The organism is Paenibacillus sp. FSL H8-0079, assembly GCF_037991315.1.
Taxonomy (GTDB): domain Bacteria; phylum Bacillota; class Bacilli; order Paenibacillales; family Paenibacillaceae; genus Paenibacillus.
Genome location: NZ_CP150300.1, coordinates 2361107 through 2387629, shown reverse-complemented (window position 1 = coordinate 2387629; position 26523 = coordinate 2361107). Strand labels below are relative to the sequence as shown.

At 46.2% G+C, this 26523-nt stretch carries 19 protein-coding genes and 1 pseudogene; 4 read left to right on the top strand and 16 right to left on the bottom strand.

The window, feature by feature from the left end; genetic code table 11:
• Positions 1-92: 92 nt before the first annotated feature.
• From MHI06_RS10805 to rpiA, 11 genes and pseudogenes are all read right to left on the bottom strand, one after another.
• Positions 93-3260, bottom strand: coding sequence for an MMPL family transporter (locus MHI06_RS10805; RefSeq protein WP_340401461.1), 3168 nt, complete (start codon positions 3258-3260; stop codon positions 93-95).
• Entirely contained in the window at positions 3257-3715 is a 459-nt protein-coding gene (locus tag MHI06_RS10800; protein WP_340401460.1) for a MarR family transcriptional regulator, read from the bottom strand. The genes MHI06_RS10805 and MHI06_RS10800 overlap by 4 nt, the downstream gene beginning before the upstream one ends.
• Before the next feature lie 218 nt (positions 3716-3933).
• Positions 3934-4371, bottom strand: a complete 438-nt coding sequence (locus tag MHI06_RS10795; protein ID WP_036609514.1) for a GNAT family N-acetyltransferase — start codon at positions 4369-4371, stop codon at positions 3934-3936.
• A 63-nt stretch (positions 4372-4434) separates the two neighbouring features.
• Entirely contained in the window at positions 4435-5421 is a 987-nt protein-coding gene (locus MHI06_RS10790; protein ID WP_340401459.1) for a BadF/BadG/BcrA/BcrD ATPase family protein, read from the bottom strand.
• 68 nt (positions 5422-5489) lie between these two features.
• Positions 5490-6203, bottom strand: a complete 714-nt coding sequence (locus MHI06_RS10785) for a class I SAM-dependent methyltransferase (RefSeq protein WP_340401457.1) — start codon at positions 6201-6203, stop codon at positions 5490-5492.
• Between the two features lie 124 nt (positions 6204-6327).
• Entirely contained in the window at positions 6328-7305 is a 978-nt protein-coding gene (locus MHI06_RS10780) for an alpha/beta hydrolase (RefSeq protein ID WP_340401456.1), read from the bottom strand.
• A 37-nt stretch (positions 7306-7342) separates the two neighbouring features.
• Complete coding sequence (locus tag MHI06_RS10775) at positions 7343-9058, bottom strand: ATP-binding protein (RefSeq protein WP_340401455.1); 1716 nt, start codon at positions 9056-9058, stop codon at positions 7343-7345.
• A gap of 12 nt (positions 9059-9070) precedes the next feature.
• Complete coding sequence (locus tag MHI06_RS10770; RefSeq protein WP_340401454.1) at positions 9071-10159, bottom strand: cobalamin-dependent protein; 1089 nt, start codon at positions 10157-10159, stop codon at positions 9071-9073.
• Positions 10160-10440: 281 nt separating this feature from the next.
• A complete protein-coding gene (locus MHI06_RS10765) occupies positions 10441-10902 on the bottom strand; it encodes a MarR family transcriptional regulator (protein WP_062833727.1) in 462 nt (153 codons plus the stop codon).
• A gap of 15 nt (positions 10903-10917) precedes the next feature.
• A pseudogene (locus MHI06_RS10760) lies at positions 10918-11115 on the bottom strand (GNAT family protein); the annotation flags it as partial.
• 14 nt (positions 11116-11129) lie between these two features.
• A complete protein-coding gene (gene rpiA, locus MHI06_RS10755) occupies positions 11130-11801 on the bottom strand; it encodes a ribose-5-phosphate isomerase RpiA (protein WP_340401453.1) in 672 nt (223 codons plus the stop codon).
• Between the two features lie 510 nt (positions 11802-12311).
• Here rpiA and MHI06_RS10750 point away from each other — a divergent pair.
• Both MHI06_RS10750 and MHI06_RS10745 read left to right on the top strand, forming a co-directional pair.
• Positions 12312-14054, top strand: a complete 1743-nt coding sequence (locus MHI06_RS10750; protein ID WP_169479119.1) for a methyl-accepting chemotaxis protein — start codon at positions 12312-12314, stop codon at positions 14052-14054.
• Positions 14055-14133: 79 nt separating this feature from the next.
• A complete protein-coding gene (locus MHI06_RS10745) occupies positions 14134-17808 on the top strand; it encodes an amino acid adenylation domain-containing protein (protein ID WP_340402090.1) in 3675 nt (1224 codons plus the stop codon).
• Positions 17809-17933: 125 nt separating this feature from the next.
• On the opposite strand, the gene MHI06_RS10740 is transcribed toward MHI06_RS10745, so the two are convergent.
• From MHI06_RS10740 to MHI06_RS10730, 3 genes are all read right to left on the bottom strand, one after another.
• The gene (locus tag MHI06_RS10740; RefSeq protein ID WP_340401452.1) at positions 17934-18554 is read right to left on the bottom strand and encodes a TraX family protein; all 621 of its coding nucleotides are present in this window, start codon (positions 18552-18554) and stop codon (positions 17934-17936) included.
• A 77-nt stretch (positions 18555-18631) separates the two neighbouring features.
• On the bottom strand, positions 18632-19138 hold the full coding sequence (locus MHI06_RS10735; RefSeq protein WP_340401451.1) for a GNAT family N-acetyltransferase: 507 nt from the start codon (positions 19136-19138) through the stop codon (positions 18632-18634).
• Between the two features lie 268 nt (positions 19139-19406).
• Positions 19407-19886 carry an RbsD/FucU domain-containing protein gene (locus MHI06_RS10730; RefSeq protein WP_340401450.1) on the bottom strand — a complete coding sequence of 160 codons (480 nt, stop codon included), beginning with the start codon at positions 19884-19886 and terminating at the stop codon, positions 19407-19409.
• Between the two features lie 257 nt (positions 19887-20143).
• Between MHI06_RS10730 and MHI06_RS10725 the strand changes: the two genes are divergently transcribed.
• Together MHI06_RS10725 and MHI06_RS10720 are read left to right on the top strand one after the other, a co-directional pair.
• Positions 20144-20566 carry a MarR family transcriptional regulator gene (locus MHI06_RS10725; RefSeq protein ID WP_340401449.1) on the top strand — a complete coding sequence of 141 codons (423 nt, stop codon included), beginning with the start codon at positions 20144-20146 and terminating at the stop codon, positions 20564-20566.
• 30 nt (positions 20567-20596) lie between these two features.
• Positions 20597-21943 (top strand): MFS transporter, encoded by a 1347-nt coding sequence (locus MHI06_RS10720; protein ID WP_340401448.1) that lies wholly within the window; start codon positions 20597-20599, stop codon positions 21941-21943.
• A gap of 162 nt (positions 21944-22105) precedes the next feature.
• Here the strand turns inward: MHI06_RS10720 and MHI06_RS10715 are convergent, their stop codons facing one another.
• Together MHI06_RS10715 and MHI06_RS10710 are read right to left on the bottom strand one after the other, a co-directional pair.
• Positions 22106-23407 (bottom strand): MFS transporter, encoded by a 1302-nt coding sequence (locus MHI06_RS10715; RefSeq protein WP_340401447.1) that lies wholly within the window; start codon positions 23405-23407, stop codon positions 22106-22108.
• 157 nt (positions 23408-23564) lie between these two features.
• The gene (locus tag MHI06_RS10710; protein ID WP_340401446.1) at positions 23565-26507 is read right to left on the bottom strand and encodes a glycoside hydrolase family 3 C-terminal domain-containing protein; all 2943 of its coding nucleotides are present in this window, start codon (positions 26505-26507) and stop codon (positions 23565-23567) included.
• Positions 26508-26523 lie beyond the last annotated feature (16 nt).

The window sequence follows — 26523 nt, the reverse complement described above, 5'->3', positions numbered from 1 at the left end:
TCTTTTTGCACAAGATTGTAGTTTTCCTGTAGAGGTAAAAAAAGAAAAAGCCCTGCCGCATAACGCGGCAGAGCCTAATCCATTGCAAGGCATTACATGCCTATGGTCCGATCCGAATCAACGGAATCTGATTGTTCCTTGTTAGGGAACGGCCACCAGTTGGCCCGGCCAAACATCTTCACCATCACTGGGACGAAGAATGGTAGGAACAGCAGAGAGTACAAGATCAATCCGCTAAGGACTACTGTGGCAATCTGCATCATCGAGAGAACACCGGATGGATACATCGCAGCAAATGTACCGCTCAGAATGACCGCTGCAGAGAGGATAACAGTCCCCATGTTCTTCATCGCGTACAACATCGCATCCTGTACCTTCATGCCCTTGTTCTCATTGAAACGGTCCATCAGGAAGATGCTATAATCCACACCGAGTGCAATCAGCATGACAAATCCGAAGAACGGAGTAACCCAGCTAATACCTGCGAATCCGAGGATATTAACAAAGATCACTTCGGTTAACGCCATCGATGTGAAATAAGCCAGTAATAAGGAAACGATCAGATACAATGGCATAATGACCGAGCGAAGCAGCACGACCAGAATAATGAATGTACCCGCCAGCATCAGCATTACAGTACGTGTATAGTCGTTATTCGAGATCTCCTGCAGATCTGCAAATGTACTCGTAACTCCGCCTATGGCGATGTCTGCTTTTTCAAGCGTACTGCCTTGTACCGCACGATGTACAGCCGCCTCAATGTCAGGCACACGATCAATAGCTTCGGTTCCGTATGGATTTTCGGCGAAAATAACATCAATCGTCATCGTCTTCCGATCTTGGGACAGATACGTATCAAATACCTGTGTGAAGTCTTTGCTGTTCAGTGCTTCATCAGGAACGTACCAGCCTGCCAGATCGGAATCCGGTGAATTTTGTAATTGCTTCAGGTAGTCCTGCGCTGAATCCAGTCCTCCGGATACCTGTTTAATACCATCGACACTTTGATTCAACCCATCTGTCAATTGTGTCAGCTGTCCACTCAGATCCGAGAAGCCTTGCTGGATTTTCTCCTGTCCACCTTGAAGCTGACCAAGACCGTTCTGGATGGAAGGTATCTCCTTAATGACTTTTCCTTGACCATCAGCGGCCTGTTTCAGACCTGTCTCAAGCTGACTGATTCCCGTTACAATCTGGCTTAGACCATCGGCAAGCGCCTTCTGTCCGGCTGCTGCGGAAGCAAAGCCTTCATTGGCCTGATTAATTCCAGCAGCGGCTTCTCCCAGCTTGGTCTTAATCTGACCCAAACCTTGAGCAAGCTGCGCTGTGCCAGAACCTGTTTCACCAATCGTACCTTTGATACGCTGGTAATCAGCATCTTGCTGTAATTCAGGATACCTCTCTTCAAGTGCTGTGAAGGATTCGGACAGACTGGTTAAAGCCGTTGAAACCCCATTAAGCTGTTGCTCCAGTTCATGGGTTCCATCGCCCAATGCAGCGACTCCTGCTCCCGCCTGACGATAGGCTTCAAGCAACTGATTGTTCGCTTGAGCAAGTTGATCTGCGCTCGTTTTGGCTTGCTGCAGTCCTGCTTTCAGATCACCCGCACCTGCGGAACCATCTCGAATACCTTTTTCAATCTGCCCAAGTCCCTCACTGAGTTGCGTGATACCCGATTGCAACTGGGTGGTTCCTTTGGTAAGTTCACCTGCCCCATCGGCAGCTTCTTTTAACTGTGGTTCATTTTTACTTAACTGACTGCTGGCTTCACTCAGACCATCACGGATTTTGTCCAGACCCGTCTTGCCTTCACCCAGTCCATCCGATAATGTTCCCACTTGCTGTGTAACTTCAAAATCTTTGATCTCATCACCCGTAGGTCGTGTCATACTGCGGACACCGGAGATCCCGGGCACTTTCTCTACTTCCCTGCTAATTTTCTCAGCAACGGCCATATATTTCGCATTATCCATCGCTTCATCGTTCTGAATAACGATCTGACCTGGCAATGATTCACCCGGACCGAAGCTGTTGGAGATAATGTTGAATGCTTTTACTGAATCATACTTCTCACCAATCTCATCGAGACTGTTGAACGACAGTTTACCATCGTAGGTTGCCAGAAGTGGCACACAGACAGCTGCCACGATGAGCAGCGCAGCCCATGGACGTTTCAGCGAGAAGCGACCCGCTGCACCATAGATCTTGCTCTCGGCATGATCAAGTGAACCCTTCGACGGCCAGAATAGCTTCTTGCCTAGCACCGCCATGAAGAATGGTACGATGGTCACCAAGGCAAGCATCATCACAGCAATACCTACAGCTACGGCAACCGCAGAGCGGTACAACATAAACTGGGCAAAGCCAATGGCAATGAATCCAACCAGCACGGCAAGTGCGGAGAAGAGTACCGTTTTACCGGCAGTACGATAGGTTGCAATGATGGCATCCCACGTATTCTCATGATGAGCCAGTTCTTCCTTGAACCGACTGATCAACAGGATGCAGTAATCCGTACCAATCCCGAACATGACTGCGACCATAAATATCTGTGTAAACGTGGATATCGGGAAGTCGAGCCCATCCACCAGAAATGCGACAATCTGTTGCGATACTATGTAGCTGATCCCCACCGTCAGTAGCGGTACAAACGGAGCTACAAACGAACGGAACACCAGGAACAGAATGAGTAAAATAAAGACAACAGTAATATATTCCGATTTCTTAAGCCCCTCTTGGGAACTTTCAATGGTATCTTCGTCGATCAGACCTTTACCGGTTATGTAGTGCTCCACATTGACAGATTTCAATGCTTCATTCAGGTCTTCCCGCATTTCCTTGACCGTACGATCTCCCTGATCAATGGATAGCGACGTTAGAATGGTTTTGCCGTCAGCTGAGATCATCTTCTCGGATAACTCAGGCTGAGAGAAAGGTTCCAGAATGGACAGAATGCCCAACTTCTGCTTGTCGGCTTCCAAGTTCTTAATAGCCTTCTCTGCCTCTTGTTTTCCCGTGGTACCTAGACCATCCGGATTATAAAATACAAGAGCGATCTGGCTGCCTTGCTGTTCTCCTTTTTGCGCTGCAGCTTCATTCAGAATCGCTGCTGCCTGGGTGGAAGAGTATCCTTCCGGAACCGAAAACTGTCCCTTTTCCCGAATCAGTTCACTCATGTTAGGGGCGGTAAACATTAATACGGCAGCTACAACAACCCATAGCCCCATTAACCACCATCGTGCTTTCAATATCGCTCTCATTCGTTCTCCTGTCCTCCTTCATGCGTTAGCAAAGCTGCAAGCTTCTCAAAAGATTCAATGAAATTACGAACCTCTTCCGGTTTAAAATGAACCAGATATGGCTCCAGAATCTGCTGAATTTCTTTTTCCGTTTCCCTGTACACTTCCCGTCCGTTGTCCGTTAATGTCAAATACACAACCCTGCGGTCGCGTTCATCGCCAGCCCGATGGACCAGATCGCGATCCACCAACTTGTTGACCAAAGCAGTAATGCTGCTCTTGCCTATGCACAGAAGCTCTGCCAGATCAGAGGGTGTGCAGGAAGGTTTCTCCTCAATCAGACGAAGTGCGCAGAACTGATCGGTCGTTATCGTCAGCCCCACTTGTTCGCGTATCCGCGTATCAAACCGCTTGTTTACCAGAAAAGAAGCATCCAAATAGCGGTTCACCAAACTTTTCGCATCTGGTCTGTTCATTCTTCATTCTCCTTTCCGAATCAATATAGTTCACTTAACGAACTATTCTTCTGTGAAACTATTCTATAATGAAACAATCTTATAAAGCAATACTTTTTTCCTGCTTTTTTGATGAAAACGACAAAAAAACAGGACGTCCGACTCAGCTCATTGCCAAATCCAACATCCTGTAATGATTATGATCCATATATTTCTTAAAGTAATAAAATGCCTCTGTGCTACTCTTCGTCTGTATCTTCCTCTTTTTCAAGCACACAACGGAATCGCTCCACACCTGGGTATAATTCACCCAGACTATATACCACAAACCCCGTATTCCGATAAAACTCGACGGCTTCCAGCTCGGTCTCAGCAATCAGTCTATCAGGGTTGTATGTTGCCAACAGTTGTGAGATCATACCACGTCCATAATTTTTAAAGCGGTTTTCAGGCAAAACCGAGATATGATGAATGGTAACCTCACTTGTTCCTGTCTTCTCATATCCAATCAGACCGATCAATTGTCCCTCATCTTCGTAACCGCCCATTTGCAATTCGTCTTTCTCTACATATTGTTGCAACGCACGGTTCAGATGATCCGGATCAGGAAAGACCGAGTAAGACAACAGCTCCTGCACTTCCGGCTCCTGTATGCGTGATTTCAGATTAATTAACACCTTGATTCCTCCTATACCTTGCTTGTTTCCGTTATCGTATTGTAGTCGTTAGCCTCTAAAAGTTCAAGTCGTGTGCCGATTCAGCTCCGATTGAAGCACAGTTGAGATGTTATCCGATACGTTGATCTGCGCCAAATGATAGGCATCCAGCAGTGCGCCCCCAACTGCCGGCAAGTTACTGGTTATGTATTGAATTCTTTTCCCTTTGGGCCTATAGGCAGCATCCAGTCCTTTCTGAACAGCATCCACCATATATGATGAACTTAGACAGCTTCCGGTAAGCGTCATGGACACTGTTGGCTGATCGAAACAGGATGCCAGCATCAGGATGCCCACAACAGCCGTGTCAGCAGCCGAGTCGCACACCCTAACTGCGAGGGGAATATTCCGGGCAGCTGCTTCAGTCACCAAAGGTGCCATTTGACCAAATCTTCGATTGGTAGCCTGTTTATTTTCAGCAAAACCAGACACTCCCAGATCAGCAAGCTCTCGAATAGAGCTTACATGCCAATACGTTAACACCTGCTCAATCCATTCTTGATCCTGCGACTCATAACGTCCTGCCAGTATGGAATGAACCGTGTCGTAAGCCAAAAAACGTGCTGCTGTCGGCGCATAATGACCGAACTGATCGTTGCGGAGCCAAGCTCCCTGTTCCGTTCTGCCAAGGATCAGAGAGCCTGTACCTCCAATGGCGACAATACCTGGCTCACCGTTGAATGCCGCTGTATGTGCGATGAGCGTATCGTTTACTGCACTGATTCTGCCTGTAATCCCCGTTCGAGCGAGTAATGCCTCCGCCCAAACTGTATCTTCAGACCGATTCAGACCCGCCATTCCTGCCTGAATGGCAGCGATCTGATCTAATTGGACTCCAGCCTGAGTTATAGCTTCAGCGATACCCTCCAGCACATTTTGCTCGGCATGGGTATCGTGATAGCGGTTGCAACCATTCTTTTGCACATAGGATAAAATCTTCCCGTTCTGATCTGCGACAGCCACACGCGTGTGGCTCCCTCCTCCATCCATCCCTATTACATATGTATTCATCCTTAACCATCTCCCTTCCGACCATACATTAAGAGTGCCGGGTCCATTGTAAGGTCCCGGCAGAGAGTTTATTGCTTTTGTACAGCAAAACGAAGCAGTTCACAACGAAATTGTGTCGGTTCATCATACTTTTCCTCTTCAATCGTCTGTGTAACATGTTCCTGAAGCAGAATATTCCAGCCTTTGTAGGCATCCTCCAGCAAAGCGATCGCTTCAACTGTCGGCAAGTTCAGTTCAATTAACGGATCGATCTCACGGCCTGTGTTCATTTCTGTTTCTTCCACATTGGTACTCATCGTAATACAATGAATACCACCTGTTTGGGTTCCCGCTTGTAATCGTTCAAGTGCTTCAATGAAAGCTTGCTTATTGGACACATGCTCCAGACAAGAACAAGCAGCAATATAATCAAAATAGTTTGCCTGAACAGCATAATGCTCAACGTCTGCTTTTACTGCCTGCACGATATGATCGACCTGATATTCTTTCGCATACTTGCGAAGTCCGTCTACCGCCTCATCCAGTAAATCCACACCGATGACTTCACTGTTGGTCTCGGCAAGACGCTGTGCAATCGGTATGGCATGTCTCCCGACTCCGCATCCCAGATCGAGAACATGCAGTTCCTGCTTGTGAGCAAGTAGACGTTCCAGCATATCCATCACCATAGGCATGGGCCTCGACATCCAGGTGCCGGAGGCGAATAATTCATTATTCTGATAGAAGTTGGAATGATAACCTGCCTCTGCTTTTCGCGCAGCCTCAAATTTATCATTGCCCATCAAGACACCCCCATCGTTTAGAAAATCAACTGCACTTCTACTTAATACCCGAAATGCCACACAGGAATCACTTCATTCCCACATACCTTTTCATGAGAGATGTGCATGGCTCAAGGTCACAGTTTCACTTAACTTCTGAACTTTCGGATACGAAGCTCGAAGGTGACAGTTTCTTTTCTAAGAAGGATTCCAGCACCGCTTCATATCCGGTACGATCCACTTGAAACGCTGTGCCATGACCCGCATGGGGAACGGTCAGCAATTCCTTTTCGGTTGGGCAAGCTTCATACAACCTATACACCATTTCCGTTGGTACGAACGTATCGGCCTCACCATGGATGAACAGCACAGGCACGTTGACTTTGGCAAGTTGCTTGAGAGCGGATGCCTCCCTGAAGGAATATCCTGCTTTCCACCTGGAGATTAGACTGGTGACAGGTATAAACGGAAATGCAGGAAGCTTGTATAATTGTTTCAACTGGAACGTCAGTTCTTCTTCCACAGATGTATACGCACAATCAGAGACAATCGCTTTCACCTGAATCGGCAGGGATTCACCACCTGTCATCAGTACGGTTGCTCCTCCCATGGATATGCCATGCAATATGATTTCCCCTTGTGTACCCACTTTTGCAAGCACCCAGTTGGTCCACTGAACATAATCCTTCCGATCTAACCAGCCGAAACCAATGATGTCACCTTCACTCTGTCCATGACCCCGGTCATCCGGCATTAACACGTTATATCCATGCTTCTCCGCATAGAATCGGGCAAAACCAGCCATTTCTCGGCCTTTCCCAGAATAGCCATGTGCCAGAATAACGGTCTGATCTGACCCGCTATTGGAACTAAGCCATGTACCGTGCAGTTTTAATCCATCATGTGATTGTACAGATATCTCTTCTGTAGGCTGAGCATCCAGCCACTTCAGGTCAGCAGCACTGCTGATAATTTCATTGTCTGGCTCAGGCATCAGATTCGGGTTGTCTACCAAAAATGTTTTGGGCGTACGACGAATGGCAGTTTTGAAAAAGTAGAGCCCACCTGCCCATAGAAGAGCAAGAACGATCAGGACTAGAGCCCCAAATACGTAGAATAACATGAACGTGTCCTACCTTTCTTTCCTAATTAAGATGTGATCAATCTTTACTTACTCGTTGCAGCGCAGCACATGCCGCTTGATAGGCGGGGAGCAAAGCATCAAGCAACGGTTCTGCTTTACGTGACTGCTCTTCCTTCGCGAACTGCTCTATCTGGGCGAACAAAGTCGATAGATAACGAATCCCCAGACTCAAACTCCCTGATTTCAAATCATGGGCTACCTCGGTTGCTGCTAAATGGTCCCCCGTGACAATATGTCTGCGCAGCACTTCGATCTTGCCAGGTGTGTCAGTTCGATACATGTCCAATAACATACTGAGGAGTGTACGATCACCATCTGTGTTCAATTCCGCGATCTCATGCACGATGCTCATATTGAGTACCTCTGTCGGTTCAGACGATTGCTGCCACTTCTGGATCATCGTACTTAGAATCTCCAGTGTGAACGGTTTGCCAATGAAATCATTCATCCCGGCTTCCATACACTTGTCTTTCTCTCCTTGCATGACATTTCCAGTCATCGCAATGATTGGCGTGGTATGACGCATTTCATCCATTTCTATCGAACGGATTTTGCGTGTTGCTTCCAAGCCGTCCATTAATGGCATCATATAGTCCATGAGAATCAAACTGTATTTTTTGCTAAGAAAAGCGGCTACTGCCTCTTCCCCATTCGAGACGGCGTCCACTTGGGTTATTCCCAATTTTTTGAGCTGCAACATCACAAGCTGCCGGTTAATGACATTATCATCGGCCAGCAAGACAGATACGGAAGGAGCTTCATCACGCACAACCTGGTCTTGAATCTGCTGAGACGAAGATGTGCTAGACTCGTGAACGGACTGGTTAACGTGTTTCTTGCCCAGTGCAAGTTCGAACCAGAATGTTGATCCTTCACCCTCTATACTGTCTACTCCAATCTGACCTTCCATTAGGATAACGAGCGATCTGCAGATTGATAGTCCAAGACCTGTTCCTTCATACTCTCTCGAGCGTCCTCGTTCGGTCTGCATGTAGGGTTGGAATAATCGGGTCTGATCTTCTTCCGAAATACCAATGCCCGTGTCTTCAACTTCAAATCGAATCGTTTGTGTACTCTCATCATCTTTAACAAGAGCGACTCGTATTCCTACAGAGCCTTCTGATGTGAATTTGTTCGCATTCTGAATTAGATTGATTAGAATCTGCGTAATTCGCGTTGAATCTCCTTCAAGTAAGACAGAGATTCTGGGATCACAATCAATTGACAACTGATTTCCATTCTTTCTGACTTGGGGTTCGAGCAAACGAACAATATAATTTATCGTCTCATGCAGATGCACTTCTCCCAGTTCAAGTTGCATCTGACCCGCCTCAAGTTTGGACACATCCAGTAGATCCTGAATCAGCTTAAGCAGCAGTCTGGCAGCATCCTGTATAACAGAAACGGAATTCTCCTGTTCTTCAGACAATGGAGAAAGCTTAAGCATCTCAGCCATCCCCAATATACCATTTAATGGCGTACGAAAATCATGACTGATCCCTGCAATAAATGTGCTTTTGGATTCACCTGCATTTACTGCTTGCTGACGTGCAGCTTCAAGGCTGTTATTGTTCTTCGCAAGCAAACGCTGTAGTGTGACCAGTTCATTATTCATATCCGAGAATTCCGCAAGAGTCCGTTCCTCCTGCTCTCTGCTACGGATCATCTGATCCGATAACTGCTCAATCGTTCTGCGTAGCCTCTGTATCTCTCCGTTCTCATTAGACAACACATCATCCCTCTCCTAATCCCTAACCATATCAAGATGATTACATGTATCTGGCTGAGCCAGCAATTGTTCTGCAACCGCAACCGCTTCATCGGCTCCTGGCGCATAACCATCTGCTCCTATCGTTTTCCACAACTCCTGATCAATATTAAATGGATATCCCCCTACCATAACCTTCACATGCGCCGTTGCCGGGTGATGACGAATCAGAGAAATCAACTCTTTCGCCAGATGAAGATGATACGTCATCGTAACAGAGATCGCAACAATATCGCCCTGATGGCGTTCTATGGCCTCTACTACACTTCCATTGGGAACATTGGCTCCCAGATAGTGCGTATCCCAACCTTCCATCTCGAACACATCTGTGAGCATACGTAGTCCGATCTCATGTTGTTCACTGCCTACACAGGTGGCAACCAGCTTTTTCTCCTGGCCTGTATGAATCAACCAGGAAGAATAGAGACGTGATATGAATGATTGGGTCGCTGCCGTACAAAAGTGTTCCTGCCCCACACTGATCCGATTGCATTGCCACAATCGACCAATTTCGTATTGGGTGGGCTGAAAGATATATCGGTAAATATCACGAATCGTCACTCCGGCTTCTAACTGAGTTTCAATGATCTCGAAGGCTTCTTTCCGTTTATTCTCAAGCAAACACTGCAAGTACGATTGTGCGGCCTCTCCATATGGCATGGATTCGTTAATGTAACCCGCTTGTGGCTCTATTTGTGTTGTTCTATATATTCCCATCTCCAAATAATCGAGCAGAAACGCCTTTGACGGATGGTCAAATTCCTCTTCCAATGTCTCTTTAATCAGATGGAGATTCATCGCCAAGTCTTCTGACGATACCTTGTAACCCTTAAGTAGAACTTTCAGCCAAGCAATATAATGCGTAAACAGTTCAGGACTCTGTACAAGCGCACTTTCAGCCAAGTAGTTCAAGCTGTACTGAGAATCCTGTTTGGTTCGCATTTTTCCGTTCTCCCCAAATCGCTCAAGTAAATCGGGCTGCCTGAGATACTGTTTCTCCGTTATTTTATCAGCCAAATTACCTGCTTCTTGAAGTAAACGTTCTCCTGCTTCTTGATGACTCATAGACGCCCCCTCCTCTACCCGCTTCACACCTCATTCATCATTCGTGACTAATCTGGAATGAGATCGATGTTAGCTAACTTCCATTCGGGATAGGTTCCTCTACTTATCCAATCCATCCATTCCGACCTTAATAGTTATTCCATTATACATGAACTTTCAATGAGCATGTATTTACGCTATGAATGTATAGAATAATCTTCCTATATTATGGAGAAGGGTGCAAGTCACTCAGCCAGTATTTGTCTGCACCTTTCGATTTTCATAAAAAAAACTGACCTGCGTTAAGAACGCAAGTCAGTTTTCCCTTCTGCAGCCAGTCCCAGTTTCTTCAACATCTTAATCGCATCCACTTTCTCGGAAGGATCAAGTCCCTCCAAAGCATCAATAATGACCTGATGATGTTGAGGAAATATCTCTGTGAACAGTTGCCTTCCTTCCTCGGTTAATTCAGCGTAAATAACACGCCGATCTTCCTTGGATGGCCGACGAAACAGCAGATTTTTATTTTGCAACTTATCTACAACATACGTAATATTACCACTGGACATTAACACCTTTTCACCGATCTTTTGCAAAGCCTGCGGTCCCTTATGATATAACAAATCAAGTACACCAAATTCTGTCGTATTCAGTCCGTGACTCTGGATGTCCCGATTGGAACGTGAGGTCACAGAATTGTAGGCTCGAACAAGAACCACGAATAATTGTAAAGACAGTTCCCGGTTGTCCTCCGTGTTCAGCATTTCAATAATCCTCCATCAGTTGTTTACATTTCGGCTCGCATTAGAGGACAGCTTCTGCTCCCACTCCTCGCGAAGCATTCCCATACGAATTGAATCATAGTACTCCCCGCGAACGATACGACACTTCCGCATTCGCCCCTCCACCTGTAATCCGGCTTTTGCAGCCGAACGCATCATTCGTTCATTGCCAGACCATGTGGTCAGTCCAACCCGAACCCTCTTCCATTTTAAGAACGATGAAGCTCTTCGATACTTCCGTCTGCATTGGCAAGAATGACTGTGCTAGCCATATCCACAAATAGTCCGTTATCAACAACACCTGGTAACATGTTCAATTGAACATTCAGTTCTGCAGCATGATCAATCACTTCCATGTGGCAATCCGCAATCAGGTTTCCGTTGTCTGTCAGATAACGCTGCTCTCCATCCATGCGCCACTGTGGTCGACACCCCAGTTTTTCGAGCGCCTGGTAGGTCCACTCTGAAGCAAATGGAACAACCTCAACTGGCAACGGGAATTCACCCAACTTTTGCACTGATTTGCTGCCATCCGCTACAATAATCAGTTTGTCACTATTGGCCGCCACGATTTTTTCACGCAAAAGAGCCCCGCCGCCACCTTTAATCAGGTTAAATTCGGGATCTACTTCATCTGCGCCATCAATGGTCAGATCCAGACGTCCAATCTGGTCAAATGGAACGATGGGAATACCCCATTCCCGAGCAAGCTTGTCCGAAGCTTCCGAAGTGGCAACCGCTTGAATATTCAATCCATCGCGTACCCGCTCACCGATTCGGCAGATGGCATAATAAGCTGTTGAACCTGTACCTAATCCAACCTTCATCCCATCTTCAACATATTCTGCCGCACGCTCCGCTGCTATTTGTTTAAGATTCATCTATAAACCCCCGCCTGCTCATAATTTGAGAAATGCATATGTAGTTATTATAGATAAAACCGCTTCCGATGTATATCCGTGCCTTATGTTGCATCTTTGATCTTATTTTTTCCAATGTTTAAGGATGTATTTTTGCCCACCATGTTATAGAATACAGAATGAAGCTAAAAAATGGGAAATTTTTAAATAAACAGTTCTAAATACCTATAATTCATCAGATATGTCCATAAATACGTAAAATATTAAAAAAAATTTAACGATACTATTCAATTTAACGACATTTTATACGACATATTAATTATAGATGTGTTTTAATAATTAGACACCTATGGTTCATACGGTACATAAGTCTCTACGAAAGCGACTAATAAACCAAGACCATGGTCGCATAAATTTCCTTTGGAGGGGATAACGGAATGATCTAGTTCACTGTACCAAAGCAACCCTAAAGTTTCTTAATTTAAAGAAGATCAGGAGTGGAATTTAGTGAAATCATTAAGTTGGAAAAGCATGTCGTTTTTCTCCAAAAACTTGTTACTCTCATTTACCAATATCATTATCATCGGGGTAGCACTGATTGCAAGCAGTTACTATTTTCAAAAAACAGTTCTTGTTGATCAGCTGCATGGACAGGTGGAACAAATTACTAAAAAGTGGGCTGAAGATATCAATCCCACCGAAGTACAAGCTGCTATTGCGGAAGGCAGCTATGATGGAGCAACACAAACAAAATTACGAGCGTATTTCGATGAAATGCAAGAATATTATCCTAACATTGCACAAGCCTACATCTTCGGTGTTGAACTTGGTGGCGATAACAAGAGGTTAACTTCCCTTGTAGCGATGCCGACCAACCTAAGAGAGGCTTTTCAAAGCGAGAACGTAAATATCGGTGACATGTATGAGCAGCCAGTCGTTGTAGCCAATGCACTGAAAGAAATGCTCAATACGGATCGTCCAACCTTCACAACGTTCTATTCTGATGATTTCGGAACATGGACAACCATTGCATATCCAATTAAAGACAGCAACGGAAAGATCTTCTCCTATTTTGCCATCGATGCAGATGCAACAGCCGTACCGGCAGGACTGAACTCCTTGCTTAAGAACGGAATTATCATCTTGGTGGCCTTCTTGCTATTATTCCTGATTATCCAATACCTTGTGGTTAAAAACACACTTTCCCCTATCCGTCACTTGATCAAAGGAATTGATGACGTAAGTCGGGGTAATTTGAATGTCAACATTCCGACAGGCAAGGACGATCTGGGACTCGTTAACGAGAAGTTCAACACGATGGTTCGCAAAATCAACGATACTATCGTAAAAGTGCAAATCACATCACAAGAAGTGAATCAATCTGCCAAAGAACTATATGAAGTTTCTGAACGTAACAGTGAGAATGCAGATTCTATCAATAACAACGTTACCCAAATCACGTCCAACATTCGTTCACAGGAACAGGCAACCCGGGATAGTGCACGTGCCATGTCCGAGATGGCTACTGTAATCCAGACGATTGCCAGCAGCTCCGCAAGTGTAGCGGATGAAGCCTATGAGATGGAACGTCGTTCACAACAAGGTAACAGCGTTGTCCGTCAGGTATCTGAGCAGATGAATCTGATTACGGAATCGGTTAAGAATACAGCTTCTGCCATTGATGTTCTGGAGAGTCGTTCACAGGAAATCGGCGATATTCTTAATATTATCTCGGGAATCTCAAGCCAGACGAACTTGCTGGCCCTTAATGCATCCATTGAAGCAGCACGTGTCGGTGAAGAAGGAAGAGGATTTGCAGTTGTCGCAGGTGAAGTACGCAAACTTGCCGAGCAGTCTGAACAAGCGACCAGCCAGGTGGGCGTATTGATCCAAGAGATTCAAGCTGGAATTAAACAAGCTGTACGTGCTATGGAACAAGGTACGTCAGAAGTAGATACAGGGCTCAGTGTAGCCGATCAAACAGGACAATTGTTCGAAGATATTTTAGAAGCAGCGAAAAAAGTGTCTAATCAGATTCAGGAAGTTTCAAGCGCGACAGAGGAAATCTCTGCAGGTACGGAGGAAATGACCGCTACAGCAGATGACTTGTCTTCAAGCGTAAGTAAGACAGCAAATAGCAGTGAACAAATCTCCTCATCGGTTGATGAGCAAAAAGCATCTTTGATTACACTGGTAGACTCCTCCACACGCCTTAATAACATGTCTGAGGAACTCCAAGAACTGATCTCTCATTTTAATGTAAGCAAACAATAATTCAAATCCACAAACATTCGGTTTGAACCAAGGAGGAATAACTGAAGTGATTGAAAACCAATCATCATCTTCCCATTCCATGGAATCTAGCTTGCCGGTTCTGCAGATTCCACTGGATTTTGGGCGACGTCAACAATCATTCTCTTATCAATCTGCTCAAATTACATTACATGCTTCTCTGAGTCGTGATCTTAAACAGAAGTTTGGAGAACAGATGGTGTACCCGGTACTCCTCTCAGCTTATGCAGCCTTGTTATTCCGATTGTCAGCTGAACAGGAACTTGCCATAGGTGTACTAGCTCCCGATCAGGCAGCTTCCTATCTCTCATTACAGATTCAAGGCAAATTGACCTTTGGCGAACTATGTCATCAGGTTTCAGAGCAGCTCAAGATTGACTACACGCTGCAAACCGGTGGATATCCTGAAACGTTGTTTATGCTGAATAGCGTACAGTTGCCTCAAGCGCCTCAAATATTGAATTGGAACGTTCGAGATGACCAGAACATGCTCATTCTCGATCTGTTCTATGACAGTTCACTGTTGAAAGAGTCTACCGTGTTGAGATATGCAGAATACTATCAGACTCTTCTACTTGCCCTCTTGCGTGACGGTGAAAAAGCAATCGGTGCGGTGGATATTCTTTCCGCCTCTGATCGGTTGCTGTACCGTGAAATGAATGATACTTCCGTTCTCGAACCAGCGAATCAGACGGTTCACGGCTGGTTTGAAGCAACGGCGGCAGCATATCCGGATTCACCGGCGATTACCTCGCCATCCGCACGTTATACGTACAGAGAATTGAATGAAAGAGCTAATCAGGTTGCACGTGTTCTAATATCCAATGGATTGCAAAAAGGTGAATTCGTCAGTATCTTTATGGATCGAAGTCTGGAAACCATCATCTCCCTGCTCGGTATTCTAAAGGCAGGTGGTGCATATGTTCCGATCGACCCAGAGCATCCACAAGAACGTAACAGCTATATTGTGGAAGATACGGCGTCATCATTCGTTCTGACAACGGAGGCTTCTTATGACCAAGCTTCCAGCTTGTTCTCCAGTATAGCTACTGTCCGCCAGATTCTCGCTGTGGATGGTCGTCTAGCCGGATTTGCAGCAAGCAACCCCAATCTCGATATTCAGCCAGATGATCTTGCGTATATCATCTATACGTCAGGGTCAACAGGTAAGCCCAAAGGTGCGCTGATTGCCCATCGGGGTGTAACCAATCTTGGCAGTGTCGTTCAGCGTGATTGTGACATTCAACCAGGTGATGTGTTAACCCAGTTTGCTACATACAGCTTCGATGCATCCGTGTGGGATACCATTGGCGCCTTGTTCTATGGAGCAGAATTATATCTGTTGTCTGCGGAAGAACGCGTATCTGTTGAAGAATTCGCAAGTGCAATTGAACGGACAGGAACAACCATCATTACAATACTGCCTACGATTTTCTTTAATCAGCTCGCTTCCTACTTATCTGAAGAAGGTTTCCACAAGTTGGCCAAAGTCAGAATCATTACTGTAGCCGGAGAAGCTCTCTATGGTGAACAGGTTCGTGCCTTCCAGCGCAAATTCGGAAACCAGATTGATATTGTTAATGTGTACGGACCTACCGAATGTACAGTAGCCACAGCCACTCACCGCATCAGTGAGCAAGTTCCCGAACATGTAGTGAATATCCCTATCGGTAAACCGATTCATAACTACAAAGTATACATTGTGAATGAAGAACATCAGCTCTGTCCGGTAGGTGTACCTGGTGAGGTATATATTTCTACCCCTGCACTGGCCAAAGGTTATCTGAATCAGCCAGAACGAACAGAACAAGCATTCATTGAGAATCCGTTTGCGATAGGTGAGAAAATCTACAAGTCTGGCGATATTGCCAAATTGCTGGACACGGGGTTACTGGAATATGTCGGTCGCAGTGACTCACAGCTAAAAATTCGTGGTCACCGGATTGAGATCGGAGAGATTGAAGATCACTTTGCTCGCCTGGATCAGATCCAGAACGTTGCCGTCATTCCGAAGAAAGAATCCGACGGACAAAATATGCTGGTGGGTTACTTTACATCGAAAGATGGCAGTACCCTATCTGTTGCGGATATCAAGGCAGAATTGACAGAAAAACTGCCTTCCTATTTTGTACCAAAGTGGATCTGTCAGCTGGATGAAATGCCGATTGCTCCGACTGGGAAAATCAATCGCAAAGCGATGGTATCCCTGCCTCATGTGGAACGACATGAAGATCGCCCTGATCGGGTCATGCCTGAGACGGAAACGGAATCCATTATCCTGGACGCATGGAAAGAAATTCTTCAGCACGATGACTTCGGTGTCGAAGACAGCTTCTTCAATGTAGGTGGTGATTCTCTCCGGGTCATTCATGTACTGGTCATTCTGAAGCCGTATTATCCACAGCTGAAAATTGCCGACTTCTTTGCTGAGAAAACAGTCCGTGCTCTCGCTCGTCGCGTGGAAGTACTATCTCAAAGTGCAGCAGAAGTTACACATTCGGCAGTGACGGATGGCATGATTACACAATTATCCGAACACCCTGTGGAGCTAACACCCCAGTTGGGGTATCCGCTCATTCGTGAAGCTGAGCATGTGTTACTGACCGGAGCAACTGGTTATCTGGGCTCTCATGTGCTGCAACAGTTAATTCTGAATTCCAGTACACGAATCTACGCCCTTGTTCGTCGACCATCCAATGGAATAACTGCAATGGAACGTTTGACTAAAGTGCTGGAAGGATATTTCGGCAAACAACTGACTGATCAACTCGCGGCTCGCGTGGAGATTATTGAAGGGGATCTCGAACAACCTAATCTCGGTCTGTCGGCTGAACAAACGGCTTATGTCCAGGAACGAATTGACCGTGTCATCCACTGTGCTGCAGACGTACGTCATTTTGGGGATGCCGAGCAGTTCGCCAAAACGAACGTGGCAGGAACAGTCGCATTGTTGGAACTGATTCGCAGCAAACCAGGGGCTTCCTTCCACCATGTATCCACGATGGGTATTCCGGAAGATCTCGCACTCAGCGGACAATGGGAATCCTCACTGCAATATGATCGGTTCCCGGCTGACTTGCATGTGGACAACCTGTATTCGGACAGCAAGCTTGAAGCCGAGAAAGTGCTCATGATTGCGGCAGAGGAAGGGGTACCTGTCAGCATCTATCGTGCAGGTAATCTCACGTGTCACTCTGAGACTGGACGCTTCCAGTCCAATATTGATAGCAACGCCTTCTATCGTATGTTCAAAGCGATGTTATTGCTCGGCAAGGCGCCTGCTGCTGATTGGATGGTTGATTTTACACCTATCGATTATGCAAGTGAAGCCATTGTTCATCTGGCCTTGCGTCAGGATACAGCCGGTCGTGTATTCCACATCTGTAATCCGGAGCCAATCCGCTATGATGAGCTGATCCGTTCGGTGAATCGGGCTGGTTATGAAGTCGAAACGCTACCTATCGCGGATTACACACGTTGGTTATTCGATGCTAGCATCAGCAAAGAACCGGAAGCTCTTCAGTTGGCTATTGCACAGCTTGAAGGAGACGGAGCCAAGGATTCAGCTTATGTCTATGCCTGCCCTGTCACAACGGCTTATGTGGAACCTGCCGGAATCTCATGTGCGAAAACAGATGATCGCTTCATCTCCGCCATGTTAGACTACGCCGTTCAGATTGGATATTTCCCGTCTGCAATCCGGCGCCATAACGGCACTTCTACAGCAATGGAGTAAGTTCCGTGAAGTTCAACTTTAACTAATAGGAACACGCAGAAGCCACCTCATCGTCATTCACTGACGAGAAGGTGGCTTCTTTACTTCGCATTTTCAGACATATTTAGCGTTTCTAGATCAATCTTTTACACCCAGCGGATTATTGCAATGATGGCGAGATGCGCTGGATAGAAATAACGCCACACCCAACGCGGCCCCTTCATGCGGAATCCTGCTTGGTAGTACTGAGCAATGGCAATGCCAGCGGTTGCCAGCACACTATACATTTGCACAGAGCTGTTATGCAGCAAAAGATATAGTGCATTTAACACGACATGTGCCACGACAAGTACAGGACCCTGGAAATAACGGAATAACAGGACCAATAATAACCCATACATCCCGTAATCCATCTGGCTAATTTCCATGAACCAACCTGCTCCAATGACGATTGGTATAGACAATAGACGGGATGGCAACTTATCGATAACAAAAAGTACCAAAAGAGCTGACCACAGGGTCCATACTACATTCAAAGAGTAATGATTAAACGCGGCCATGAACGGCACTTGCGATATAACTGCAATCCAGAACAACCGCCATATGTATTTTTGTACGTCTCGTGTATGTTTATACCCGATATACACTGCAAAAGCATAGATTGGAAAAGCGATGCGACCTATGATTCTCAGTTCTATAATATGCGGAAAAAAGACAGCCCCTATATGATCAATCAACATCGTGATCATGGCAATCCACTGCATCATGTTGCGACTCCCCTCCCTCTTTTCCGAAGACACGATTCTGCCATTCATTTATATAATGCGTCTTTTTGAGCAACCTCTTATACATTAAGTTCATAATACATGAATTTGGTATCCTGTGCATATCCTTCGGATTCATATAAAGCTTGCGCTTGCTTGTTAGTTAATTCAGTAGAGAGTGATATACGAAGAACTCCTCGCTCAGATGCCAATTGCTTGGCTGCTTGCAAGAGCTTCCTGGCAATACCTTGCTGACGATAATCCCGATGCACATATAGATCATTAAGCACCCAGACAGACCCCATCGATACCGAACTGAAACTGGGATATAGCTGAACGAATCCAGTACAAATAAAGCTATTCGAGAGTGATCTACCGTTACTTTCATCTGCCCCCTGATCACTTACCACATCTGTTTCTGCTACCAAAATTACTGATTCATCGCGTTCCATTCGTTCTTTAATATACTGACATGCTGCCTCAATGTCAGCATGTTGGTTGTAGAACATCCTGTACTCATTGAACAATCGTACCACTTCGTTAAGATCCGCAAGACCTGCATGTCTGATTCGGTGCTGCACTATCATTCAACTCCTTTGGGATAGAGACCGATCGTCTCATCGTTTGTGTGCCTTTCTATTGTAAAACAATCCCTTCCCTTTCCCCATTCATCATCTGCATCAAAGTTTGTAGTATCTTGGACATTGATTGGCTATTCATTCATACGCCCTTCCAATTTGCATCTTGCTTATCGAGTCCATGGAAATTAAGTACAATTGTTATATTGACTTCGTATTGGCAAAAATAAAAATAAAAAGGCGACCAAAGCATCTGCTGCTCCGTCGCCCTAATTCTTCAGTTCGAGTTCGATCCAGCATTTTGCTGTTCCTGACCAGGATCAGCATCGGGGAAAATGACGCCTTTCTTCAAAATCAGATTGGCATATTGCGCGCGCTCACCAGTTGCAACAATCACATAGGCACGCGAAGCACGTTCATAAAAATCAAATCGATCTTCATGATCGAACGCATCCGTAATGCCTTCGTATTCTTCAATCAACCGGCGGTAGTCTTCCCATATGATCGGGATCACCTGATCCCCTTCCACAACCTGCATGACAGCAGCGGGACGCTCGGCATAGGTATCCAGTGGATATAATTGCAGGATGGCTTCCAATAGTTCAACGACTCCCAATGCATCACAGCGTACCAGTCGCTTGGCATGACTGGCTGCCGGGAAATTGCCATCAGCCAGAACCAGCTCGTCTCCATGCCCCATTTCAGACATGATTTTGAGTAACTCCGGAGGGATTATTGCAGGAATATTTTTTAGCATGCACAGCTCTCCTTGGTCATCTCCAACATCGGTTAGAGCGAATTGGTTTTCTCCATTCTTGAAGCACTCTGGACATTGATTCCATAGGAGCGGTTTCATTACTATTCTAACAGTATTTTTGGATCATTGCACAGCGTACACGTTGGTTCGATATGAGAATATTTCATTTTGACAAAAATACTTGTTTGCCATATAGTTGTTATAACAACTAATTGATTGGAACATTTTTATGACGGAAAGCGAGGTCTCACAATTACATGGATTATACACTGGAGCAATCTGTTGGATTCATGCTAGGTTTCACACATCGTAAAGCATCAGCTTTACTTGCAACGCGATTCAAACCTTATGATATTACGACAGAGCAATTTTCTGTCCTTTTTAATGTTGACCGAGGTGAAGGTGTGAATCAAAAGGAGCTCGCTGCACGTGTCTTCAAAGACCAACCCACCACTGCCCGGATTATTGATCTGCTTGAGAAAAAGGGTTGGGTAGAACGCCGGACCAGCGAACAGGATCGCAGAGCCTATCTGTTATATCTCACCAAGGAAGGCAAAGCGTTAATTGATATCCTCGTTCCGATCGAAAGAGAAATGAATAAAGAACTTGCTGAAGGTGTATCGGAAGACCAGATGGAAGCATTTAAACATACTCTTTCCCTCATTAACCGCAATCTGTAATGAATCACAACTCAGGGGGAATACATCATCATGAAAGAACAATCCACACAAGTTAGACTCTGGACCACCGATTTTATTCTGCTAATGCTGTGCAACTTTTTGCTATTCTTGCAGCTGCACATGATCGTCTCTCCACTTCCGTCCTACGTTCAGGAACGATTTCACGCGAATGCGTTTGAGGTCAGTCTCTTCACCTGTCTGTTTGCACTAAGTGCCATTGCAGCCCGTCTTTATTCCGCCAAAGCACTAGAGAAGGGCCTTCGTAACGCCATGATTTATATAGGCCTGTCCATAGCCCTGCTGGCAACGCTCGGCTATTATTTTGCTGCGGGTATAGCTGTGCTCTTGTTGCTGAGAATGTTGTTTGGTATCGGGTTTGGTATGAGTAGTACCGCTTTTCCAACGATGGCCTCGGACATTGTGCCCGTTAAACGAATGGGTGAAGGTATGGGTTACTTCGGGCTCTCGACTAGCTTGGCTATGTCTATGGGTCCAATTATAGGGGTCACTCTGCTCCAGGGTGCAGGATTCATAACCCTGATGTTATGTACTGCGGGTGTCCTCGTTGTCATCTATCCACTGAGTTATACGCTGACACGCAAAAAAGCTGCCAGAACCGATAACAGTGCGACCATTATGCCACAGGCTACAGCAAGTGCCTCAGGTTCGCAACCAAAGCAGAAGACGCCTTTCAACCGCAAGCTGATTCTGCCCAGTGTGTTGAATTGCCTTTTGTCCATCACCTATGGCGGGCTTGTCGGATTCATCGTCTTGTATGGTAAGGAGGCCAATCTGGCCAATCCTGCGCTGTTCTTTTTGTTCAATGCACTCGCTGTGCTACTGGTTAGACCATTTGCAGGACGAATCTATGATAACAAAGGTCCAAAAGCACTGTTAATTCCAGGGGCCATATTTATTGCTATCGGGCTCATTCTGCTCTCATACGCAACCTCCATGTCCACCCTGTTCATTGCTGCTTTTATCTACGGGATTGGCTATGGTTCCATGCAGTCGTCTCTGCAGACCTGGATGATTCAGGTTGTATCTCCTTCTCAGCGGGGTATGGCTAACGGTATGTTTCTAAACTCGCTCGATCTGGGTATTGCAACTGGCGCACTTCTGCTCGGTGCCATTGCGTCCATAACCAGTTATACCGATATGTATCGTTACTCCGTGATGTTCATGATTCTGTTCTTGCTTATATATCTGATTCAGGGCAAACGAAGCGGCAGCTTCTCCATTGAACCTCATGCACTGCTCGCTCATACTCATATCCCTGCAACGGAACATGAGCCAGACCAAGATCAATCCAAGAATTCACAATCTGGAACCAGCAACACTGAAGGGAGCCATCCGAATAAAAGCAGACACGAATGATTGGTTAATCATTCTACTCATAGAAACGAGAAACGCGTTTACACCGAGAAAGCAAAAATATCTGCTTTCTTTGGCGTAAACGCGTTTTTTTATCGGAACAGATTCGGTTGTTTAACCTTAAGGCAACATTGGAATGAACATGGCTTATCAGAAACCTTCTATCTAGAATGGACTTTTTTTGCGACCTATTGGAGCATACCCTCTACTCGTCTCGATCACATCCATAGGTGTTTCATCCTGTTTTGGCTCGCTTCCTGAAGTAGGTTGGTCGCCGTGATCTGGCTTGACTGCGAACAAAGTGAGTAATCCGCCCACTGCACCAGAAGCGGCGAGCACACCAAAAAGCAGAAAATGATGAGATCCAATTAGCAAAGACACCACAGGTGGACCGAGAGATACGCCAATGAAGCGCATACTGCTGAATAGAGCTGTGATCGTGCCCCGCTGTTTCTTGTCCACTCCCTCTGTAATCAAGGCGTCCAGACACGGCAACGTTGCACCTATTCCGGCACTTCCCAATGTGAAAAGACCTACTACAACATAGATATTATCGAATAAACCTATAACGCCAAGGGATACCGTCAGAAGCGCAAGCCCTGTGAAGCCAAGCCATTTCATTCGCGTTTTGTTCTTGCCAATCCACTTCCCTGCCAGAAATGAAGACAGACATAGCGCTGCCAGCGGAATAGCAAGAACAAGCCCTTTAAGAACACCTTTCAAGGCAAATTCGCTTTCGAGCGTCTCGGATAGGTAATAAAGCACGCCAAAAATGACAAACATGCAAATACCGCCGATTGCAAACAGCGCATACAACCAGCGTCCCTTTTCTTTCAGTACGTCACGAATGGAAGCCACGAATTCCGTAAAGGTAGGCGGTTTTTCTTTTTTCTTGGGTGTTTTGACCAAGAAAATAACCAGGATCAACGAAAGCACACAAAGTACAGGGATAGCCATAAATGGCGCATACCACAACCAGACCGCCAGCGCTGCACCCAGAATCGGACTTATGACTTTACCAAACGTATTCGAGGTCTCGATGATTCCCAGGCTTTTACTTACCTCGTTCTCATCTTTGAACATATCTCCAACCAATGGAATGACAATAGGAAATGCGCCGGCTGCGCCTATTCCCTGCAAGAACCTGCCACCCAGAATGGTCCAGTAGGCTATGTTTCCGTTCAGCATCCATGCTGCCACACCAGCCACAGCACCTCCGACGGCTGCAATGACAAGACTGGGAATGATCACTGCTTTTCTGCCGAAACGATCCGACAAATAACCTGCGAGAGGAATAAGAAGGATGGCAACGACGGCGTAGACTGTAATGAGCATGCTGACCTTAAATGCAGATACCTTCAATTCACGTTCAATCTGTGGCAGGATCGGTATTAGCATGGAGTTACCCAAGGTCATAATTAAAGGGATGGAAGCAAGTGCGACAAGGTCCCACTTTTTATCGTTCATACCACAACCACCTTTACAGATTCTACACACAACAGCATTATTGTGCTTGTTTCGGAGGTTGATTATGCAGGACATGTTGGATGTTACCGCTTGTTCACACAAAGAAGCCGCCTGCACGCATTCGTGCAAGACAGCTCCTTTGGTTCAATATTTACAACTACAACAACCTAAAGTGCCGTAACGCTGCTCCACCTTTGAAAATAATATACAGTTCATTCACCTTATGTGGAGCCTCAATCGAACACTGAATTGTTGTCCACTTGATATCTTTCCCATTCACACTGCCTCCAGGTCCGGAAACTTCACACATACCAATCAGATCGCCCTCCGGTCCTCCAGAACGAATCTCCAGTATCCCCGCTTCCCCAAAGGCTGCAACTCTGGCTTCAAATCCGTGCAGTTCCTGAACAGCATTATGGTTGAAAGAGATCCAAGATGACTGACCATCTCGATATAAGGGTTCTTCCCGAGTGATTGCCCGAACTGCCGAACGTCCTTCCAGACATTCATCCAACAGAACATCTGCACAAGCATCATAATTCTCGGCAAAGGTAAGCAAGTGCAGCGGACGATCAGGAATCGTCTCACCTTCAATCTCAATATCAGCCGACTGGCGTATATCTGCGGAAGAACGCCCTGCAAGGATGGCCCAGGTCGCTGTCTCCAGGCAGTATCGATCTCGGGTAACATCCCATAGCGCCAGCTTCTGAACAGGAACCTCGAAACGTACCGTAATACGCGACCCTGCTTTGACATGAACACGACGGAAAGCAAGCAATTGCTTCTGAGCGCGTTTCACACGCGAGGTATGTGAAGATCCATAGATCTGAACGACTTCATCACTGTCACGTTCACCCTTATTGTATACCTCTACTTCAATCTTCAATTGATCTGTGGTGGTGGTTTCCGCCGTAGTGTCACGACTTACACGAATCGCCTCGTATTCGAATTCCGAATAGGTCAGACCATGTCCAAATGCATATTGAACCGGCCCTTCATGATACATATAGGTCATGCCATTCTGAATAATGTCATAGTCCATCATGTCAGGGAGCTGGGATTCATCTTCATACCATGTCATGTTCAATCTGCCTGCCGGGGCATAGTGACCTAACAACACATCTGCAAGCGCGTTCCCCAATTCTTGACCTGCATGTGTCATATATACGATTGCCCGGGCAATACCTTTCAACTCCTGCAAGACAAATGGATAACTACCCATAATGACAACCACCGTATTAGGATTAGCCTCGCACACAGCTTTAACAAGCTCGACCTGATTCGGCGGAAGCAACAGACTTGGTCGGTCAATTTCCTCTTTGCCGTTGATGTATGGGCTATTACCGACAACAACGACAGATACCTGACTATTTCGTGCCGCTTCTACGGCTTGTTCTATTCCGCGTGTCACGATGTCGATCTCGAAGGCTGCAGATTTGGGTGTGTTGCTTGGTGATTGACTTGTGCGTCCAGAGTCACCGTTATCATCCGGAGTTGTACCGGTCGCTTGTTCTGTCTGCGGCGGTACTGGTGATAAAGCAGAATGTCCCTGATATTGGCTCAGTCCAACGGGAATACCATTCCACGTCCGCAATGTGTTGCTTCCGTCCGTTTGAGGATCGAATTGTACAACTTCCTTCACGAACCAACCACCGATCTCTGGTGCGTTCGCCTGATAGATGCCTTGCTCGGTTAAACTTACATATCGATTATTGTTCACACTTCTCAGCGTATGACTCCCCCAGCCCCAATCTTGATGCACGAACTCGGCTGCAGGTGTACTGTTCTCCTGTACAGCCACGAGTGTACCTTCCGCACCAAGGGTAATAACCTGTCCGTCTACTGTCTTCAGACCAATACGATCATTCCCATCGACATAGGCCACATCTGCTTCAGGTAGCTGATTACGCAATCCATCGAGGACGGATACACGATAGGGTAGTGTCCCGCTATACCAATCGGTATAGACGACATCCGCAAGTGGTCCAATGACACTGATCTTCTGGAATGCTTCTGGTTGCAAGGGAAGCAAGCCGTCATTTTTGAGCAAAACAATCGATTCAGCAGCAGCACGATAACTGAGTTTGGCATGCTCTGGTGCACATAATACCGACTCGGGTATAGACGCATACGGGTTAAGTCCCGACTGATCCAGTTGTCCAAGTCGCATTCGAACACCGAAGATGTTGCGGATCGCTCGATCCAGATCAGCTACCTCCAACAGGTTCCAACCAAGAGCCTCCTCCAGAGCAGATACGACCAGATCAACTTCATCTGTGAGACAGTCCACCCCTGCCTTCAACGCACCTGCTGCTGATTCGGCATGGCTGGTATGGTACCCGTGATAGTCCACCGTTTGAGACAGATCCCCACCATCACATACAATAAACCCAGGCATCGACCACTCACCCTTAACCACATCATTCACGTATGGACTTTCAATGGCAGGTGTACCATTAATAGAATTGTAAGCTGTCATCATGGACAAGGCTCCGCCTTCCACAAACGGCGTCTCAAATGCTTTTAAATAATATTCACGCAGATTGCGCGGATCGATACTGGATGAACAATTCAGCCGATCTTTCTCATTATTATTGGCAAAAAAGTGTTTCAATGTAGCGACCATTTTCAGATAAAAAGGATCATTTCCTTGCATGCCTTTGACGAGTGCTGCCGACATCTCTCCCGTGAGGACCGGATCTTCCCCGTATCCCTCCTCCGTTCTACCCCAGCGTGGATCACGTTCCAAGTCAACTGTAGGTGCCCATAATGTTAACCCGTGAACTTCAGGATCACGGTGATGGTATGCCCTCGCTTCATCGCCAATGACAGAACCAATCTCCCGCATGAGCCGCGTATTCCAGGTACTCGATAGACCGAGAGGTTGCGGAAATACCGTTGCCTCCCCTTTCCACGCCACCCCGTGTGCGGCCTCACCCCCAACGTTGTAGGCTGGAATGCCCAGTCTTGGCACAGCTGCTTCGCGAGTAGGGATTAGTCGAATTTTCTCCTCCGTTGTCAATCGTGTAATCAGGTCATCCAACCGTGCCTCAAGTGAAAGTGACGCATCCCACATCGGATATTGATAGTACTCCTTCATCCTTCATTCCTCCTAC